Source organism: Roseomonas sp. F4 (genome assembly GCF_053891155.1).
In genome coordinates this window covers 265,048-282,568 of record NZ_JBSSHK010000005.1, presented here as the reverse complement: position 1 = coordinate 282,568, position 17,521 = coordinate 265,048, and the positions used below count along the sequence as shown (strand labels likewise).

The 17,521-nt window shown below is 70.8% G+C and carries 19 protein-coding genes and 1 pseudogene; 12 read left to right on the top strand and 8 right to left on the bottom strand.

Annotated features, from left to right (window positions below; genetic code table 11):
* Positions 1-13 precede the first annotated feature (13 nt).
* Positions 14-1,177: a DUF2336 domain-containing protein gene (locus tag ACVFYP_RS21130; protein WP_499202191.1), complete on the bottom strand. Its 1,164-nt coding sequence runs from the start codon at positions 1,175-1,177 to the stop codon at positions 14-16.
* Positions 1,174-2,421, bottom strand: coding sequence for a GGDEF domain-containing protein (locus tag ACVFYP_RS21125; RefSeq protein WP_499202190.1), 1,248 nt, complete (start codon positions 2,419-2,421; stop codon positions 1,174-1,176). Before ACVFYP_RS21125 ends, ACVFYP_RS21130 begins: the two co-directional genes overlap by 4 nt.
* A gap of 182 nt (positions 2,422-2,603) precedes the next feature.
* Here ACVFYP_RS21125 and dapD point away from each other — a divergent pair, with 182 nt between their 5' ends.
* The 4 genes from dapD to ACVFYP_RS21105 are packed head-to-tail and all read left to right on the top strand — an operon-like array spanning position 2,604 to position 6,245.
* Positions 2,604-3,434, top strand: a complete 831-nt coding sequence (gene dapD, locus ACVFYP_RS21120; protein ID WP_499202189.1) for a 2,3,4,5-tetrahydropyridine-2,6-dicarboxylate N-succinyltransferase — start codon at positions 2,604-2,606, stop codon at positions 3,432-3,434.
* 7 nt (positions 3,435-3,441) lie between these two features.
* Positions 3,442-4,575 (top strand): succinyl-diaminopimelate desuccinylase, encoded by a 1,134-nt coding sequence (gene dapE, locus ACVFYP_RS21115; protein ID WP_499202188.1) that lies wholly within the window; start codon positions 3,442-3,444, stop codon positions 4,573-4,575.
* 32 nt (positions 4,576-4,607) lie between these two features.
* Entirely contained in the window at positions 4,608-5,171 is a 564-nt protein-coding gene (locus tag ACVFYP_RS21110) for a hypothetical protein (protein ID WP_499202187.1), read from the top strand.
* 24 nt (positions 5,172-5,195) lie between these two features.
* A complete protein-coding gene (locus tag ACVFYP_RS21105; RefSeq protein ID WP_499202186.1) occupies positions 5,196-6,245 on the top strand; it encodes an Ldh family oxidoreductase in 1,050 nt (349 codons plus the stop codon).
* 1 nt (position 6,246) lies between these two features.
* Here the strand turns inward: ACVFYP_RS21105 and ACVFYP_RS21100 are convergent, their stop codons facing one another.
* On the bottom strand, positions 6,247-7,152 hold the full coding sequence (locus ACVFYP_RS21100; protein ID WP_499202185.1) for a LysR family transcriptional regulator: 906 nt from the start codon (positions 7,150-7,152) through the stop codon (positions 6,247-6,249).
* A gap of 101 nt (positions 7,153-7,253) precedes the next feature.
* Here ACVFYP_RS21100 and ACVFYP_RS21095 point away from each other — a divergent pair, with 101 nt between their 5' ends.
* Complete coding sequence (locus ACVFYP_RS21095) at positions 7,254-8,423, top strand: MFS transporter (RefSeq protein WP_499202184.1); 1,170 nt, start codon at positions 7,254-7,256, stop codon at positions 8,421-8,423.
* On the opposite strand, the gene truA is transcribed toward ACVFYP_RS21095, so the two are convergent.
* From truA to def, 3 genes are read right to left on the bottom strand one after another with little or no spacing between them, the layout of a single operon-like run.
* A complete protein-coding gene (truA, locus tag ACVFYP_RS21090; protein ID WP_499202183.1) occupies positions 8,420-9,181 on the bottom strand; it encodes a tRNA pseudouridine(38-40) synthase TruA in 762 nt (253 codons plus the stop codon). The two genes, ACVFYP_RS21095 and truA, sit on opposite strands and share 4 nt — an antisense overlap.
* 2 nt (positions 9,182-9,183) lie before the next feature.
* Positions 9,184-10,065 carry a methionyl-tRNA formyltransferase gene (gene fmt, locus ACVFYP_RS21085; protein WP_499202548.1) on the bottom strand — a complete coding sequence of 294 codons (882 nt, stop codon included), beginning with the start codon at positions 10,063-10,065 and terminating at the stop codon, positions 9,184-9,186.
* 23 nt (positions 10,066-10,088) lie between these two features.
* Positions 10,089-10,622, bottom strand: a complete 534-nt coding sequence (gene def, locus ACVFYP_RS21080; RefSeq protein WP_499202182.1) for a peptide deformylase — start codon at positions 10,620-10,622, stop codon at positions 10,089-10,091.
* 174 nt (positions 10,623-10,796) lie between these two features.
* Between def and ACVFYP_RS21075 the strand changes: the two genes are divergently transcribed.
* Together ACVFYP_RS21075 and ACVFYP_RS21070 are read left to right on the top strand one after the other, a co-directional pair.
* A complete protein-coding gene (locus ACVFYP_RS21075) occupies positions 10,797-11,270 on the top strand; it encodes an Hsp20 family protein (protein ID WP_499202181.1) in 474 nt (157 codons plus the stop codon).
* Positions 11,271-11,331: 61 nt separating this feature from the next.
* On the top strand, positions 11,332-11,586 hold the full coding sequence (locus tag ACVFYP_RS21070; RefSeq protein ID WP_499202180.1) for a DUF1150 family protein: 255 nt from the start codon (positions 11,332-11,334) through the stop codon (positions 11,584-11,586).
* Between the two features lie 60 nt (positions 11,587-11,646).
* Here the strand turns inward: ACVFYP_RS21070 and ACVFYP_RS21065 are convergent, their stop codons facing one another.
* The gene (locus tag ACVFYP_RS21065) at positions 11,647-12,648 is read right to left on the bottom strand and encodes a Bug family tripartite tricarboxylate transporter substrate binding protein (protein WP_499202179.1); all 1,002 of its coding nucleotides are present in this window, start codon (positions 12,646-12,648) and stop codon (positions 11,647-11,649) included.
* Positions 12,649-12,733: 85 nt separating this feature from the next.
* Positions 12,734-13,504 carry a DUF3891 family protein gene (locus ACVFYP_RS21060; protein WP_499202178.1) on the bottom strand — a complete coding sequence of 257 codons (771 nt, stop codon included), beginning with the start codon at positions 13,502-13,504 and terminating at the stop codon, positions 12,734-12,736.
* 148 nt (positions 13,505-13,652) lie between these two features.
* Between ACVFYP_RS21060 and ACVFYP_RS21055 the strand changes: the two genes are divergently transcribed.
* The 5 genes and pseudogenes from ACVFYP_RS21055 to ACVFYP_RS21035 all read left to right on the top strand — a co-directional run bounded on the left by ACVFYP_RS21055 (position 13,653) and on the right by ACVFYP_RS21035 (position 17,462).
* Positions 13,653-14,801, top strand: a complete 1,149-nt coding sequence (locus ACVFYP_RS21055) for a Re/Si-specific NAD(P)(+) transhydrogenase subunit alpha (protein ID WP_499202177.1) — start codon at positions 13,653-13,655, stop codon at positions 14,799-14,801.
* A gap of 12 nt (positions 14,802-14,813) precedes the next feature.
* Positions 14,814-15,209: an NAD(P) transhydrogenase subunit alpha part 2 gene (locus tag ACVFYP_RS21050; protein ID WP_499202176.1), complete on the top strand. Its 396-nt coding sequence runs from the start codon at positions 14,814-14,816 to the stop codon at positions 15,207-15,209.
* Between the two features lie 2 nt (positions 15,210-15,211).
* Positions 15,212-16,621: an NAD(P)(+) transhydrogenase (Re/Si-specific) subunit beta gene (locus ACVFYP_RS21045; RefSeq protein ID WP_499202175.1), complete on the top strand. Its 1,410-nt coding sequence runs from the start codon at positions 15,212-15,214 to the stop codon at positions 16,619-16,621.
* A gap of 99 nt (positions 16,622-16,720) precedes the next feature.
* Positions 16,721-16,891 (top strand): annotated as a pseudogene (locus ACVFYP_RS21040) (hypothetical protein); the annotation flags it as partial.
* 46 nt (positions 16,892-16,937) lie between these two features.
* Complete coding sequence (locus tag ACVFYP_RS21035) at positions 16,938-17,462, top strand: sulfite exporter TauE/SafE family protein (protein WP_499202174.1); 525 nt, start codon at positions 16,938-16,940, stop codon at positions 17,460-17,462.
* The last annotated feature ends 59 nt before the right edge of the window (positions 17,463-17,521 follow it).

Sequence of the window (17,521 nt, the reverse complement as noted above, 5' to 3'; positions counted from 1 at the left end):
CGCCGGGGGGTCACTAGCCCGGCAGGCCCTCCAGCAGCTCCGCCTGCCATTGCAGTTCCGCCTCGCCGAGCGCCCAGCCGCCCTCGGCGGTGGGATGCACGACCTCGGTCGCGCTGATCCCGCCCAGCACCACCTGAACCTCCGCCGCCAGCCGGGCTGACCAGCCCGCGCTGTGGCACAGCCCGGCGATGGCACGGGCGCTGCGCAGCGCCAGCGCCGCCTCCACCCGCGCCTCGCTCACCCCGGCGCCCTCCGCCAGGCGCTGCAACAGAAGGTCGCGGTCGCCGGTCTCCGCGGCGAGGAACAGCGCGCCCTCACCATCGTCGCCGGCCGTCCCGCCCGCCAGGCGCGCGGTGACGCGGCTGCGCAGGCTGGCGGCGAGCCCCTCGGGCAGGTCGGGGCGCGCGGCCAGCACGCCCAGCAGATGGTCGGTCACGATCTCCCCCAGCGCGCGGGCCGCGCCGCTGGGCAGTTGGGCGCGGCGCACCAGGGCGGCCTGCCAGCTCGGCCGCTCCCCGGCACCGGCCACCAGACGGTCCAGGGTCGCCTCCCGGATCGCGGCGGAAGGGTTGGCCAGCAGGGCGGTGACGGCGGCGGCGTCGGTGGTCTCGGCGATGGCGTCGGAGATGGTCTCGCTCAGCGCCGGCCGGCGCGCCACGGCGCGGCGCGTGGCGGGTGCAGGCGGGTCGGCGATCAGCGCCAGAAGATCCGCCTCGGTCAGCAGCGGCGACAGGCGGATCACCGGCTCCGCCACCAGCATGGCGGTGTCGCGGGCCAGCTGCAGGATCAGGTCGCGTGGCGCATCCGGCATGTCGCGCAGCACGGCGGCGATGGCGGCTCGCACCTCCACCGCCGCATCCCGCACCAGCAAGGCGAGCGTGCCGGCGGCCAGCCGCGTCATCCGGCTGCCGGCCTGGGCGTCCAGTTTCGGCGCCAGGGTGGCGATGCGCCCGGCCAGCTCGCGCCGCACCTCCGCATCCGCATCCTCCGCCAGCAGCCGCGCCACGGCGGGCGGCGTCCTGGCATGGGCGGCCACGGCCTGGCGCACCGAGGCCTCCCGGTCCGCCGCCAGATAGGTCAGCAATTCGGGCGAGGTGCCGGGCAGCCGCGCCACGGCGGCGCGGGCCTCGGCATCGCCGTGGCGGGCGTCGTGGATCGCGGTCGGACTGTCGCTCATCGCCGGCGATCTCCCCGGGCGCGCTTCACGGCGTACATGGCGGCATCGGCGCGGGCGATCAGGTCGGCCACCGTCTCCCCGGCCTCGGCGATGGCGATGCCGAGGCTGGCGCGCAGGGCCTCCGGCCCCGCCTCGGGCCAGTCGGGCAGCGGGCCGGCCGCGCCGAGCCGCGCCGTGCGGCAGGCGGCCTCCGCTTCGCCGATGCCATGCAGCCAGAGGCAGAATTCGTCCCCGCCCAGCCGCGCCGCCAGGTCCCGTTCGGCGGCGGCCTCGCGCAGCCGCGCGGCCATGCCCCGCAGGGCGGCATCGCCGGCCGCATGGCCAAGCCTGTCATTCAGCGGCTTCAGCCCGTCGAGGTCGATGAAGACCAGCGCCCCGCCATCCCCTACATGCCGGGTCAGCGCATGGGTGAAGCCGCGCCGGTTCAGCAGGCCGGTCAGCCCATCGCCATGCGCCGCATCGGCCAGTGCCCGCTGGCGGAGCAACTCCCCGCGCAGCGCCGCCAGGGGCAGGGCCATGGCGGCGAGCAACTCGCGGTCATCGGCCTCCAGCGGTGGCTGGTCCGGCCGGCGCCAGACCAGCAGGCTGGGTCCGGCCTCGGTCGAGGCCAAAGCGTGATGGTCCGCCGGCGCGGTGGTGCCGGGGGCGGGCAGGCGGTGCAGGGGGGGATGGTCGCGGGCGATATGCACCGCGCGCCAGACATCCCCCTCCGGCTCCAGCAGCGCGGCGCCGTCACAGGCCAGCGCGGCGGGCAGGGCGCCCAGCATCGCCTCCAGCGCCGCTTCCGCGCTGCCCTGGCGCTGGCCAAGCCGCAGCAGCTGGCCCAGCGCATTGGACCGGCGCAGGGCGCGGGCCGCGACGTCGCTGCGTCGTTCCATCGCGGTGATGTCCCGGCCCACCCCGCGGAGTCCACCGGCCAGCGGCATCAGGGTGAAATCGAGGCAGGCCTGGCCGCCATCGGCGCAGCGCAGCCAGGCCTTGGCCTGGCGCGGCCGGCCCGCGATGCTCGCGAAGGGGTCCGGGTTGGGCACGGCCAGCAGTGCGGCGGCCGGCGTGCCAAGCAGCGCCGGCGCGTCATGGCCAAGAACCCGGTCGGGCGCGAGGAAGGTCAGCCGCCCCTCCGCATCCGTTTCGAACAGCATGTCGGCGGCGAGCAGCGCGAAGTCCCGCCAGCGCGCCCGGCTGTCGATCAGCGCGGCGGACAGGGACGGTTGTTCGGGGGCGGCACGGGGCAATCCATCCATGCGGCGCAGGGTAGGCAGAGGCCGGTGAAGGCGCGGTTAGCGCCGGTTCATGTGTCGGCGCCGGGGATGGTGGAAAGCCGTCGGGCCGGGTGATTTCATCGCGCCCAATCTTGCTGTAGGCATGGTCCCGCGCGCGCCGCGACATCGCCGCCGCATGGTCGGAACAGCCGGGACAAATGCACATGACGACGCCCCTTCAGGCCCAGATCGAGGCACTCTGGGCCCGCCGGGATACGCTGACTGCGCAGACCCAGGGCGAGGACCGCGTGGCGGTGGAAACCGCGCTCGAGTTGCTGGATTCGGGCAAGGCCCGCGTCGCGGAAAAGACCGCCGGCGGCTGGCAGGTGAACCAGTGGCTGAAGCAGGCGGTGCTGCTCTCCTTCCGCCTGAGCGACAGCGCGCCAATGGATGTGGGCCTCGGCGCCTATGACAAGGTGCCGCTGAAATTCGCCGATTGGGGCGCCAACCGATTCAAGGAAGCCGGTTTTCGGGCCGTGCCGGGGGCGGTCGTTCGTCGTTCGGCCTATATCGCGCCGGGCGTGGTGCTGATGCCCTCCTTCGTGAACCTCGGCGCCTATGTCGATTCGAACACCATGGTGGACACCTGGGCGACGATCGGGTCCTGCGCGCAGATCGGCAAGAACTGCCATATCTCCGGCGGCGCCGGCATCGGCGGGGTGCTGGAGCCGCTGCAGGCCAATCCGGTGGTGATCGAGGATGACTGCTTCGTCGGCGCCCGGTCCGAAGTGGCGGAAGGCGTGATCGTGGAGACCGGCAGCGTGCTGTCCATGGGCGTCTTCCTTGGCGCCTCCACCAAGATCATCGACCGCGCGACGGGCGAGGTCTTTGTCGGCCGCGTGCCGGCCTATTCCGTGGTGGTGCCGGGCAGCCTGCCGGGCAAGCCGCTGCCGGATGGCACGCCGGGGCCGAGCCTGTACTGCGCCGTGATCGTGAAGCGGGTGGATGCGCAGACGCGCTCCAAGACCTCGATCAACGAATTGCTGCGGGATTGATCGCCGGGTGAGGAACGACACGCCGGACCCGGTTCCGCTCGCCCAGGCGCTGATCCGCTGCCGCAGCGTCACCCCCACCGATGACGGGGCGATGGCGGTGCTGGAGGCGGCGCTGGCGCCGCTGGGCTTCGCCTGCCACCGGCTGCGCTTCGGTGATGTCGAGAATCTTTTTGCCGTTCGCGGGCAGGGTGGCCCGCATCTGATGTTCGCCGGGCACACCGATGTGGTGCCGCCCGGCCAGGCGGCCTGGACCGCCGACCCCTTTGGCGGGGAGGTGCGGGACGGGCTGCTGTATGGCCGCGGCGCCACGGACATGAAGGGCGGTGTCGCCGCCTGGATCACGGCGGTGACCGATGTGCTGGCGCGGCGGCCTGACCTGCCCGGCACCCTGTCGCTCCTCATCACCGGCGACGAGGAAGGCCCGGCCATCGACGGCACTGTGAAGGTGCTGGACTGGCTGGCCGGACGGTCAAAAATACCGGATTGCTGCGTGGTGGGGGAGCCGACCAGCAAGGTGGTGCTGGGCGACACCATCAAGGTCGGCCGGCGCGGCAGCCTGAATGCGACGCTGACCGTCCATGGCACCCAGGGCCACAGCGCCTATCCGCAGCGCGCCGACAACCCGGTGCACCGCCTGGTCCTCGTGCTGGCGGCGCTGACGGCTGAACCGTTGGATCAGGGCAGCGAATTCTTCGAGCCGACGACGCTGCAGGTCACCAGCTTCGATGTCGGCAACCCCGCCACCAATGTCATCCCGGCGACGGCGGTGGCGCGGCTGAACATCCGCTTCAACGACCTGCATACCGAGGCCAGCCTGACCGCGCATCTGCGCGCCGCGCTGGACCGCGATGCGCCGCGCCATGCGCTGGAGATCTCCTGCTCGGGCGAATCCTTCCTGACCCAGCCCGGCCCCTTCGTCGCGGCGCTGCAACGCGCGGTGCTGGCGGAGACGGGGCAGTCGCCGAAGTTGGATACCGGCGGCGGCACCTCCGACGCCCGCTTCATCGCGCGCCATTGCCCGGTGGCGGAACTCGGCGCGGTGGGGGCCACCATGCACCAGGCCGATGAATCGACGCCGGTGGAGGAGCTGCGCGCTTTGGCGCGCCTCTATGCACGGGTGATCACGGAGATCGTCGGCTGAGCGGGACCCCGACCCCGCCGCCAGAGCCGCCGATGCGCCTGGCGATCACCGCCGGGCTGGTCGGCGCCCTGCTGCTGGCGCGCGGACAGGCGGCCGGGCTCGCCTTGATGGAGATCACGCCGGCCGGCGCGCGACGCTCCTTCGCCGCGGCGCTGATCTGCCTGCCCGCCTTCCTCGCGATGCGGGCCTTCGCCTGGGGCAGCATGGCGGAGCCGATGCCGCTGGCCCGCCCGTTGGCGGCGGAGCTGATCGGCTACGTCTACGGCTGGGTGCTGTTCGTGCTGGTCAGCCTGCCGGTGATCGCCGGCTGGGGCCGCGCCGCGCTCTGGCCCCGCTTCGTGGTGGCGTGGAACTGGATCAGCGTGGTGCAGTATCTGGCGCAGGTGGCGCTGGCGCTGTTGCTGACGCTCGGCCTGCCCCCGGTGATCGGGCAGGGGCTGACCCTGGCGGTGGTCGGCTACTCGCTCTGGCTGGAATGGTTCATGGCGCGCGCCGCGCTGGGCATTTCGGGTGGGCGCGCGGTGGGGCTGGTGGTGATGGACCTGGCGCTCGGGATGTTCATCGCCGGATTCGTGCTGCGGATGTCCACTGGCTGATAAAAAAGAAAAGGGGAGGGGGTGATGGGGACGCGCTACAAGGTGGCGGAACTGCTGCGCTTCGCGACGGCCTGCTGTGCCGCGGCGGGGCTCGACCCGGAAAAGGCCCGCGCGGTGGCGGAGGTGCTGGTCGAGGGCGACCTGATGGGCCACGACACCCACGGCCTGGCGCTGCTGACACCCTATCTGGACGCGCTGCTCTCCGGCGACATGCGGGCAAGCGGTGAGCCGGAGGTGGTCTCCGCCACCATGGTCGCGGAGACCTGGGACGGTCGCAAGCTGCCCGGCCCCTGGCTGGTGCGCCGCGCCATCGGCAAGGCGGAAGCGGCGGCGGTGGAACAGGGCATCGGCGTGGTCAGCATCGGCCGCTGCCACCATATCGGCTGCCTCGCCGCCTATGGCCCACCGGTGGCCGCCGCCGGGCGCATGCTGCTGCTAACCTGTTCGGACCCCGCCACCGGATCGGTCGCCCCCTGGGGCGGCACGCGGCGGATCTACACGCCGAACCCGCTCGCCGCCGCCTGGCCGACGCCGGAAGGGCCGGTGCTGATCGACGTTTCCATGTCCGTCACCACCAATGGCATGACCGGCCGCAAGCGGGCCGAAGGCACGCTGTTCGACCATGAGGTGCTGCTGGATGCGGCGGGGACGCCGACGCGCGACCCCAACGCCTTCTGGGCCGATGGCACGCTGATGCCGCTGGGCGGTGTCGAGGCCGGGCACAAGGGCTTCGCGCTTGGCCTGCTGATCGAGGTGCTGACCAGCGCGCTGGCCGGCCATGGCCGTGCCGACAAGCCGACCGGCTGGGGCGCTTCCCTGCTGGTGATGGTGATCGACCCGGCCCGCTTCGGCGGCACCCAGGCCTTCCTGCGGGAGACCGGCTGGATGGCGCAGGCGGTGCATGCCAACCCGCCGAAGCCGGGCGGCGAGGCGCCGCGCCTGCCGGGCGAGCGTGCCATGGCGCGCAAGGCGCGCGCGATGGCGGAAGGCGTGGCGCTGCATCCGGCGGTGGCCAGCGCGATCGCCGCGCTCGCGACGCGCTTCGAGGTCGAGGCCGCCGCCCGGATCGGGTGACTCACGGCGCGCTTGCCGGCCGTAGCTGATCGACCAGGAAGTCCACCAGCACACGCAGCCGCGCGGGCATGGTGGCGCCGCCGACGAAGACCGCGTGGATGCTCTCGCGGTCCTGTGGGTTGTAGTCCTGGAGCAGCCGCACCAGCCGGTCCGCGGCGATATCCTCCTCGACATGGAAATTGCCGACCCGGGTGATGCCCACGCCCTGCAAGGCCAGCTGCACCAGGGTCTCGCCGTTGTTCGCGGCCATGTTGCCCTGGATCGCCAGGACCTCGTCGCGGCCGTCCTGCCGGAATGGCCAGCCCGGCTCGATGCGCCGGAAATTGAAATCGAGGCAGTTGTGCCGCGCCAGATCCGCCGGAACGCGCGGTGTTCCCGCGCGGGCGAGGTAGGCGGGCGAGGCGACCACGCTGCGCCCTGTCTCCCCCAGGCGCCGGGCGGTGAGCGGGCTGTCGGCCAGCGGCCCGAAGCGGATTGCGACATCGCTGCGCCCGCCCAGCACATCCGCGAGCTGGTCGCTGAGGTCGATCTCCACCGTGATATCGGGATGGCGGGCGACGAATTCGCCGAGCAGCGGCACGATGACACGCCGGCCATGTGCCAGGGAGGCGCTGACCCGCACCCGGCCGCGCGGCGAAGCCTGGTCGGCGATCGCCGCCTCGGTTTCCTCCAGATCGGCCAGGATGCGCCGCGCGCCCCGCGCATAGGCATCGCCCTCCGCTGTCAGGCGCAGGCTGCGGGTGGTGCGCAGCAGCAGGCGGACGCCTAGGCGCGCTTCGATGCGCGCCACGATCCGGCTGACGGCGGAAGGGGTCAGGCCGAGCAGCCGGGCGGCGCCGGAAAGGCTGCCCTCACGCGCCACGGTGAGGAAGGTGGACATCTCTCCGGCCCGGTCATCGCGCTGCATTTGTGCCTCCGACGCACAGATCTTGGTCCGAACGCGCTCCTACCCAAGATTGCTGCAATGCACCAAGTCCCTTAGCGAACAAGTGCGGGTTTTCCCTGGTCATGAAGATCAATCCTCCCCTGTTGGCGCTCGCCATCGGCGCCTTTGGCATTGGGGTCACTGAATTCGCGCCGATGGGCATGCTGCCGGTGATCGCGGCCGATCTCGGCGTGTCCATCCCGGCGGCGGGGCTGCTGGTCAGCGCCTATGCCTTCGGCGTGCTGGCGGGCGCGCCGCTGATGACGCTCGGCTTCGCGCGCATGCCGCGGCGGCGCCTGCTGATCCTGCTGATGGGCATCTTCACCATCGGCAATATCCTGTCGGCCCTGGCGGATGGCTACGGCATGCTGCTCGCGGCGCGCATCGTCACCTCCTTCAACCATGGCGCCTTCTTCGGCGTGGGCGCGGTGGTCGCGGCCAGCGTGGTGGCGCCGGACCGGCGGGCCGCGGCGGTGGCGGCCATGTTCTCCGGCCTGACGCTGGCCACGATCGGCGGCGTGCCGCTGGCGGCCTGGATTGGCGAGGCTGTGGGCTGGCGCGTGGCCTTCTGGGGGATGGCGGCGATCGGTGCCTTCGCCATGCTGGCGCTGCGGGTCTCGCTGCCGCCGATGGCGGTGGCGGCCGGGTCCGACATGCGCGCGGAATTGCGGGTGTTGCGGCGCGGCCCGGTGCTGGCCGCCCTGCTGCTGACGGTGGTGGGCGCCAGCGCGATGTTCACCGTCTTCACCTATATCGCGCCGATCCTGCAAAGCGAGACGCAGGCGGGGTCCGGCTTCATCACGGCGATGCTGGTGATCTACGGGCTGGGCCTGGCGATCGGCAATTGGCTGGGCGGCCGGCTGGCCGACCGCTCGCCCGATGGCACGCTGATCGGGTCGCTGGTGGCGTTGGTGGTCCTGCTGGTGCTGTTTTCGCTGGGCATGCGGTGGGAGGTGGCGGCCGTGCCGCTGATCTTCCTCTGGGGCATTGCCAGCTTCGCCCTGGTGCCGCCCTTGCAGATGCGGGTGATGGCGGAGGCGAAGGGCGCGCCGAACCTGGCATCGGCCATGAACATCGGCGCCTTCAACCTTGGCAATGCGATCGGCGCGGCGGTGGGTGGCTTGGTGATCGATGCCGGGCTGGGTTACCCGGCCGTGTCCCTGGCGGGCGCCATGATGGCGGCGGCGGGGCTGGCCATGCTGCTGGTGCTGCGGCGGCAGCGGGCGCGGCGGCCGGCGCTGGCCGCCTGCTAAACCCAGTCCGGCGCCGGCTCATATCGCGCGAAGCGGAACACCAGCCCGTCGGGCGGCGCCGTCTGCCCGGCCTTGGCGCGGTCCAGCCCTTCCAGCACCTGGCGCGGCCAAGTGACGGGGCGGCGGCCCTGGCCGACCTCATACAGCGTGCCGACCAGGTTGCGGACCTGATGGTGCAGGAAGCTGCGGGCCTCCGCGATCACATGCACCTCCTCGCCGAAGCGGGACACATCCAGCCGGTCCAGCGTGCGGATCGGCGACTTCGCCTGGCAGGCGGCGGCGCGATAGGCGGAGAAATCGTGCCGGCCGAGCAGCATCTGCGCCGCCTCATGCATCGCCGCCGCGTCCAGCTTGCGCTTCACATGCCAGAGCTTCGCCGCCTCCATCGCCGGCCTGGCTGGGCGGTTGAGGATGCGGTAGCGGTAGCCGCGACCCAGACAGTCGAAGCGCGCGGACCAGTCCGGCGCCACGCGGGCGGCGGCGAGCACCACCACGGGATGCGGCTGGGTCCGGAAGTTGATCGCGTCCCGCACCCGTTCCGGCGGCAGGTCCAGCGCCAGTTCGATATCGGCGACCGCGCCTTCCGCATGCACCCCGGCATCGGTGCGGCCGGAGGCGGTGGCGGTGGGCAGCACGCCATGGTTCAGCGGCGCGGCGGCTTCCTCCAGCAGTTTCTGGACGCTGGGCAGGTCGTTCTGGCGCTGCCAGCCGCAGAAATTGCTGCCGTCATATTCCAGCAGCAGCGCGTAGCGCGGCATCGTTATGCGAGTTGGGCGGGCAGGCTGTAGCCGCGCAGCATCGCCTCGGCCGGCATCGCCGCGCGGCCGGGGCGTTGCAGGCGCAGCAGGCGCAGGGCGCCTTCACCGCAGGCCACGACATCCGGCGCCAGCAATGCGCCGGGGGGGCCTTCGCCGGCCACCGGCTCCGCCGCATGCACCCGCAATACCTCATCGCCCGCCTGGAAGAAGCAGCCCGGCCAGGGGGTCAGGGCGCGAATGCGGCGGTCCAGCGCCTCGGCGGGCTGGGTCCAGTCCAGCCGCCCATCGGCCTTGGACAGTTTTGGCGCATAGGTCACGCCGTCTTCCGGCTGCGGCGTGGCAGGCGGGTTTTCGTCCAGCGCCCGCAGGATCAGCCGGGCGCCGATGGCGGAGAGCGCGTCATGCAATTCGGGCGTGGTGGTGTGGGGGCCGATCGGTGTGGCCTCGGCCAGCAGCATCGGGCCGGTGTCCAGCCCTTCCTCCATCTGCATGATGGTGACGCCGGATTCCGTGTCGCCCGCCAGGATCGCGGCCTGGATCGGCCCCGCCCCGCGCCAGCGCGGCAGCAGGGAGGCGTGGATGTTCAGGCAGCCGCGCCTTGGCGCCGCCAGCATCGCCGGCGGCAGGATCAGCCCATAGGCCGCGACCACCGCCACATCGAGGTCGAGCGCGGCGAAGGCCGCATGTTCCGCCGCATCGCGCTTCACCCGCGCCGGCGTGCGAACCGGTAGCCCAAGCTCCAGCGCCGCGCGATGCACAGGGCAGGGGGTTTCGCGCTGGCCGCGCCCGGCAGGCTTCGGCGGCTGGCTGTAGACGCAGGCGATCTCGTGCCCCGCCGCATGCAGCGCCCGCAGGGCCGGGACGGAAAAGTCCGGACTGCCCATGAAGGCAAGGCGGAGCTTCTTGCTCACTCCTTGTCCTGCGCCTTCAGCTTCAGCTCCTTGGCCAGCTTGCGCAGCAGCATGTTGCGCTTCAGCGCGGAGATGTGGTCGACGAACAGAACGCCATCCAGGTGGTCGATCTCGTGCTGGAGGCAGGCGGCCAGCAGACCGTCGCCCTCGATCTCCTTCTTCGCGCCGGTCAGGTCCAGGTAGCGCACCTTCACCCGGGCCGGGCGCGTCACATCGGCATACTGGCCGGGCAGGGAGAGGCAGCCCTCCTCCCGCACCGCGGTTTCCTGGCTTTCCGCCACGATCTCGGGGTTCACCAGGACCATTGGCGCCGGCACGTCGTTTTCATGCAGGTCGAGCACGACCAGGCGCAGCATCTCCCCCACCTGCGGTGCCGCCAGGCCGATGCCGGGGGCCTTGTACATGGTGGCCAGCATGCGGGCCGAGAGGTCCGGAATGCGCGCATCGCCCACCGCCACCGGCTTGGCCTTGGCGCGCAGCCGGGGATCGGGGACGAAGAGGATGGGCAGAAGTTCGGGTGCGGAGGTCATCTCAATCGCTTGCCCGCGCGGAGCGGGCTGTCAGGGGCATGCAGGGTCGGCAGAGGTAGCCCCGCCCCGCCCCCCTTGCAACGGCCGCCCGAGGCGCCAAAATTGGGAAGGCGGGGTGCCTTTGGGCCCCGCGGAACCAAGGCTTCGCTCCTGAGCGAGGAGGCACCCGATAGAATGTCACGACCATCCCTGTTCGGCTCGCCCCTGTTCCTCGGCTTCGACCATCTCGAACAGATGCTCGACCGGGTTCAGAAAAGCGCCGATGGCTACCCGCCCTACAATATCGAGCAGACCGCCGAGACGCGGCTGCGCATCACCCTGGCGGTCGCCGGCTTTTCCATGGACGATCTCCAGATCACCCAGGAAGACAATCAGCTGGTGATCCGCGGCCGTCAGCGCGACGACAGCGAGGGCCGGATCTTCCTGCATCGCGGCATCGCCGCGCGGCAGTTCCAGCGCGCCTTCGTGCTGGCGGAAGGCATCGAGGTGGAAGGCGCCTGGCTGGATAACGGCCTGCTGCATGTCGACCTGCAACGTCCGCTGCCCGAAGTCCGGGTGAAGACCATCCAGATCGCCACCCGCGGCAACGGCCCGCAGCGCCCCGTGGTGGGCCAGGCGGTCGATGCGCGGCTGCCGCGGGACGATTGAGGGCATTCAAGCGTTAGGTAAGGCGCCGGCCTGAAAGAGGCGGTGCCGGAAGGAGAAGACGATGTCTGATTTCGATGGTGGCGCCGAGGCCGGCCCGGTGGTGTTGAGCCCGATGGCGTTGCGCAGCCTGTCCAACCTGGATTTCGCGCGGCTTGGCGCCGATGCGGTGGCCTATCTGCGGCCCGTCGTGATGAACGGCGCGCTGGCTTTCTCGATCCATGCCGCCGATGGCACCCCGATCGGCGCCGCGCCCAATGCCGACCTCGCCGCCGCGGCGATCCGTCAGCACGACATGGAGCCGATGCTGGTGCATTGAGAAATCCTCTCCCCCAGAGGGGGAGAGGAGGGGGCGAGGGGGCGTCCCCCCCTTGCCCTTTCAGTCCAGCGTGGCGCCCGAAGCCTCGACCAGCCCCTGCCAGAAGCGCTCCTGCGCCTCTAGATAGGTGCCGTAGGCGGCCGGGGTCTCATCCCAGACCGGGGTGAAGCCCAGCGGCTCCATCCGCCCCTTGAAGTCATCCGACTGCGCGATCTGCACCAGCGCCTGATGCAGCCGCGCCACCACCGGCGCCGGCGTGCCGGCCGGCGCGTTCACCGCGTACCAGGACTGCATGTCGATGTTCTGGCCGGGCAGAACCTCGTTCATGCCAGGGATCTCGCGCAGCTCCGGCACATAGGTCACCCGATCGGCGGAACCCACGGCCAGGGCGCGGAAACGGCCCTCGCGCACATGCGGCATCAGCGCCGGGATGACGTCGAACATCATGTCGATCGTGCCGGCCAGCAGGTCGGCGATGGCGGGGCCGCCGCCGCGATAGGGCACATGGGTGATCTCCATGCCCGCCGCCGCATTGATCCGGGCCAACGTCAGATGGCTGACCGTGCCGGTGCCGGAGGAGCCCATGGTGATGCGGCCCGGTGCCGCCTTCGCCGCCGCCACCAGATCCGCGAAGTTGCGCCAGGGCCGCTGCGCATTCACCACCAGCAGCACCGTGCCCGTGGTCACGCGCGTCACCGGGGTCAGGTCCCGGATCGGGTCGAAGGGCATGGAACGGCGGAACAGGAACTTATTGGCGGCCAGGATCGTCGCCGTGCCGAGCAGGATCGTGTAGCCGTCCTTCGGCGCCTTCGCGACCGCATCGCCACCGATATTGCCGCCGGCGCCGCCGCGATTGTCCACCGTGACGGGCTGGCCGAGGATCGGCTGGAGCCGTTCCGCCAGGAGGCGCGCGGTGATGTCCACCGCGCCGCCCGGGGCGAAGGGCACGACGATGCGCACCGGCCGCTGTGGCCAGTCCTGCTGCGCGAAGGCGGGGGCGGCGAAGGGCAGGCTGGCGGCGCCGGCGAGCAAGGCGCGGCGCGGCAGATGGGGCTGAGTCATGCCGTCATATCCTCTTCAGATAGCCCGGGCGGGGGGGGGGGCGAGCCGGGGCGGCAGGCGTGTGTGGCAGCGGATAGCTGAAGGCTCAGCCGGGCACCAGCCGCGCGGAGACCGGCTGCACCGGGGCCGCCGCCAGATCGGCGCGCATCTTTGCCTCATCCGTCCAGCGGGTGCCGGCGGGCAGGCGGCGGGCGCGCCATTCCAGCGTCACCTGAGCAAGCCGGAAGGGCCAGGGCGTCACCGCCAGCACGCCGGCCTCCTCCGCCAGGGTCAGCGGCACGCGGCTGCCATCGGCCATCGGCGCGCTGCCGACGCCGCCCACCGTCTCGATCCCGCCGCAGACCGCGAGGCTCAGCGCATCCGTCACCGCGACCAGCGCGCCCGCGGTCTCCACCTGGGCCGCTGTCGCGCCCAGGTGATGCGCGAGGTCGTGCTGCACCACCGCCTGTTCGCGCAGATAGGTCTCGGCCGCATCGGCATCGGCCTGGTCGAGCTGATGGCGGTCGGCATAGTTGCCATAGATCAGGCTGCCATGGCGGCTGACCAGCAAGGCCACCCAGGGGCCCCAGGCTGCGAGAGCCCGGGTGACCCCTTCCGCCCACATCGGCGCATGGCTGCGGGCGCCGACGGCACGGAAGACGTGGGGCAGGCCGGTTTCGTGGTCCAGCGTCGGCGCCGCCTCCCACCCCATCCAGGCCACATCATGCTGGGCGCAGGCCGTGGCCACATCCTCGAAGGGGTCAAGCGCGGCGAAGCCGGGCGCGCCCCAGGCGCGGGCTATCTGGCCGGAAACCAGGGCATGCATGGGCTGGCTGATCGCCAGGAGGGAGCCGTCGGGCATTTCGCGCAGGAGCATGGCCGTAACATGGGGCCCCGTCGCGCCGGGCGAAAGGCCGGACGATCGACCCCGCCGCGGAATGGCCTCCTTGCAAGAGTTGCAACACAGCTTCATATGGCGGCGTCTTTGGCTGCAATCGGTTGGGGCAGAACGGGGGGTCGTTTTGATGCGCGTTGCGGTATTGCGCGAACGGCGTGGGGCGGAGACTCGGGTGGCCGCGACGCCGGAGACGGCGAAGAAGCTGATCGCCCTGGGCTGTACGGTGGCCGTGGAGACCGGCGCCGGCCTCACCTCCGGCTTCCCGGACAGTCTCTATGCCGAGGCAGGCGCCGAGATCGCCCCGGATGTGGCCAGCGCCCTGGCCAATGCCGGGCTCGTGCTGAAGGTGCGCGCCCCGCTCGGCACGGGGGAGGGTGAGGTCGATGAACTCGCTTTGATCCCGCGCGGCGCGATCTTGATCGGCACGTTGGGCGCGACGCGCGCCATGGCGGACACCTACGCCCAGCTCGGCATCGAGGCCTGTTCCATGGAACTGCTGCCGCGCATCACCCGCGCGCAGTCGATGGACGTGCTTTCCTCCCAGGCCAACCTGGCCGGCTATCGCGCGGTGGTGGAGGCGGCGACCGCCTTCGACCGCGGCTTCCCGATGCTGATGACCGCCGCCGGCACCATCCCGGCCGCCAATGTCTTCGTCATGGGCGCGGGCGTCGCCGGGTTGCAGGCCATCGCCACCGCGCGTCGCCTCGGCGGGCGGGTTTCCGCCACCGATGTGCGGCCGGCGGCGAAGGAGGAGATCAAGTCCCTCGGCGCGACCTTCGTCGGCTATGAGGATGAGGAGAGCAAGGCGGCGCAGACCGCGGGCGGCTATGCCAAGCAGCTCTCCGCCGAATTCTACGCCAAGCAGGCCGAGGTGGTGGCCGCCCATATCGCCAAGCAGGACATCGTCGTCTGCACCGCCCTGGTGCAGGGCCGCAAGGCGCCGATCCTGGTGAACGAAGCCATGGTTGCCTCCATGAAGCCGGGCAGCATCATCGTGGACCTTGCGGCCGAGGCTGGCGGCAATTGCGCCGCGACCGTGCCGGGCGAGATGACGGTCACGGGCAATGGCGTGAAGATCCTGGGCTACCGCAACTGGCCGGGGCGCATTTCCGGCGCCTCCTCCGCGCTTTATGCGCGCAACCTGCTGACCTTCCTGACCACCTTCTGGGACAAGGAAGCCAAGAAGCCGGTGCTGGTCGCAGAGGATGACATCGTGAAGGGCGTGCAGCTGACCCGCGGCGGTGCCGTGGTCCACGCCTCCCTCCCGGCCGCCTGAGGAGATCGCGCCATGAACCCGCATCAGATCGCCAATGAGGCGGCCTCGATTTCCGACCGCGCCGCGCTGCTCGCCGAGCATGCGCGCCAGTTGGCCGAGACCGCGGCACCCGTCGCCGCCGCCGCCGAGCCCTTCCTGCTGCTGCTGACCATCTTCCTGATGGCCTGCTTCGTCGGCTACTATGTGGTTTGGAACGTGACCCCGGCGCTGCATTCGCCGCTGATGGGCGTCACCAATGCCATCTCCTCCGTCATCGTGGTGGGCGCCATCCTGGCGACCGGCCTGGCCGATAGCTGGGCCGCCAAGGCCTTCGGCTTCATCGGCGTAACGCTGGCCTCTGTGAACATTTTTGGCGGCTTCATGGTGACGCGACGCATGCTCGCGATGTTCAAGAAGAAGGGCAGCTGAGCATGGCACAGACCCTTTCCACGCTGGCCTATCTGGTCGCGTCGGTCCTGTTCATCATGGCGCTCCGGGGGCTCTCCAACCCCGAGACCAGCCGCCAGGGCAATCTCTTCGGCATGATCGGCATGGGGATCGCGATTGTCGCGACCCTGCTGAAGCCGGGTATGGGCGCGGGCGGCATCGTGCTGGTGCTGGCCGGCCTCGCCATCGGCGGCACCATCGGCACGCTTCTGGCGCAGCGTATCCAGATGACCTCCCTGCCGCAGCTGGTCGCGGCCTTCCACAGCCTGGTCGGCATGGCGGCGGTCTTCGTGGCGGCGGCGGCCTTCTATTCGCCGGAAAGCTTCGGCATCGGCACCGCGGGCAACATCAAGGGCGCGTCCCTGGTCGAGATGTCGCTGGGGCTGGCCATCGGCGCCATCACCTTCAGCGGCTCCGTCATCGCCTTCGCCAAGCTGGACGGGCGCATGTCCGGCGCGCCGATCCTGTTCAAGGGCCAGCACATGCTGAACGCGGCGCTCGGCGCGCTGCTGCTGGTGCTGGTGATTGCCTTCGTGGCGACCGGCTCGCCCATCCTGTTCTGGCTGATTGCGCTGCTGTCCTTCGCGCTGGGTTTCCTGCTGATCATTCCGATCGGCGGGGCGGACATGCCCGTCGTTGTGTCCATGCTGAACAGCTATTCCGGCTGGGCGGCGGCGGGCATCGGCTTCACCATCGGCAACCTGCTGCTGATCGTCACCGGCGCGCTGGTCGGCGCCTCGGGCGCGATTCTGTCCTACATCATGTGCAAGGGCATGAACCGCAGTATCATCAACGTGCTGCTGGGCGGCTTCGGCAGTGATTCCGGTGCGGCCGCCGGCCCGGGTGCGGGCACCGCGGACCGCGCCCCGGTGAAGGCCGGCAGCCCGGAAGACGCCGCCTACATCATGAAGAATGCCCAGAAGATCATCATTGTGCCGGGCTACGGCATGGCGGTGGCGCAGGCGCAGCAGGTGGTGCGCGAAATGGCGGACCTGCTGAAGAAGGAAGGCGCCGAGATCTCCTACGCCATCCACCCCGTCGCGGGCCGCATGCCCGGCCATATGAACGTGCTGCTGGCCGAGGCGAACGTGCCCTATGACGAGGTGCATGAGCTGGAGGAGATCAACGCCGAATTCGCCGATGCCGACGTGGCCTATGTGATCGGCGCCAATGACGTGACCAACCCGGCGGCGAAGACAGACAAGTCCAGCGCCATCTACGGCATGCCGATCCTGGATGTGGAACGCGCCAAGACGGTATTCTTCGTCAAGCGCGGCATGGCCAGCGGCTATGCCGGCGTGGAGAACGAGCTGTTCTTCCGCCCCAACACCATGATGCTGTTCGGCGACGCCAAGAAGGTGACGCAACAGATCGTGCAGGCGCTACAGAAGTAGCCCAACCTCCGCTATCGTATACCCGGCCGCTGCGACGGCCGGGTCGCGGGGGAGACGCCCGTCGCCCTGCCGGTCCACGGCAGGGCCAAAGGGATCTGCATGGATGAATTCCTGCTTTTCGTCGTGGTCGGCTTCGCCGCCCAGATGATCGATGGCGCCATCGGCATGGCCTATGGGCTGACGGCGACCAGCGTGCTGGTCTCCCTTGGCACGCATCCTGCCGTGGCCAGCGCCAGCATCCATGCGGCGGAAGTCTTCACCACCGGCGCCTCCGGCTTCGCCCATTGGCGGTTGAAGAACGTGGGATGGGCGGCTGGTGGCACGGCTGGCGTTGCCAGGCATTGCCGGCGGCATCGCAGGCGCGCTGGTGGCTTCCGCCTTGCCGATGCAGGTCATCCGGCCCCTGGTCAGCGCCTATCTGCTCATCATGGGCGGGCTGATCCTTTGGCGTGCGCTGCGGCCGCCATCGCCCCGGCCGGAGCGGCCGGTGACGCTGCTGGGCCTGGTCGGCGGCTTCCTGGATGCCGCGGGCGGCGGCGGCTGGGGGCCGGTTGTCACCTCCACCCTGATCGGGCGCGGTGACGCGCCCCGCATCGCCATCGGCTCCACCAATGCGGCGGAGTTCTTCGTCACCCTGGCCATCACCGCCGCCTTCGTCACCGCCATCGGGCTGGAGCTGTGGCAGGCCATCCTTGGCTTGGTGGTGGGCGGCGTGCTGGCGGCGCCCTTCGCCGCCCTGGTCGCGCGGCATCTACCGGCGCGCAAGCTGATGCTGCTGGTGGGCGTGGTCATCATGCTGCTGTCAGTGCGCAGCCTGGCCGGGTCGCTGGGCTGGATATGACGGCCCCGCGGCGATTGTACCGCCTCCGCACCTAGCCTGCGGCTCCGCGACCCTCCAGG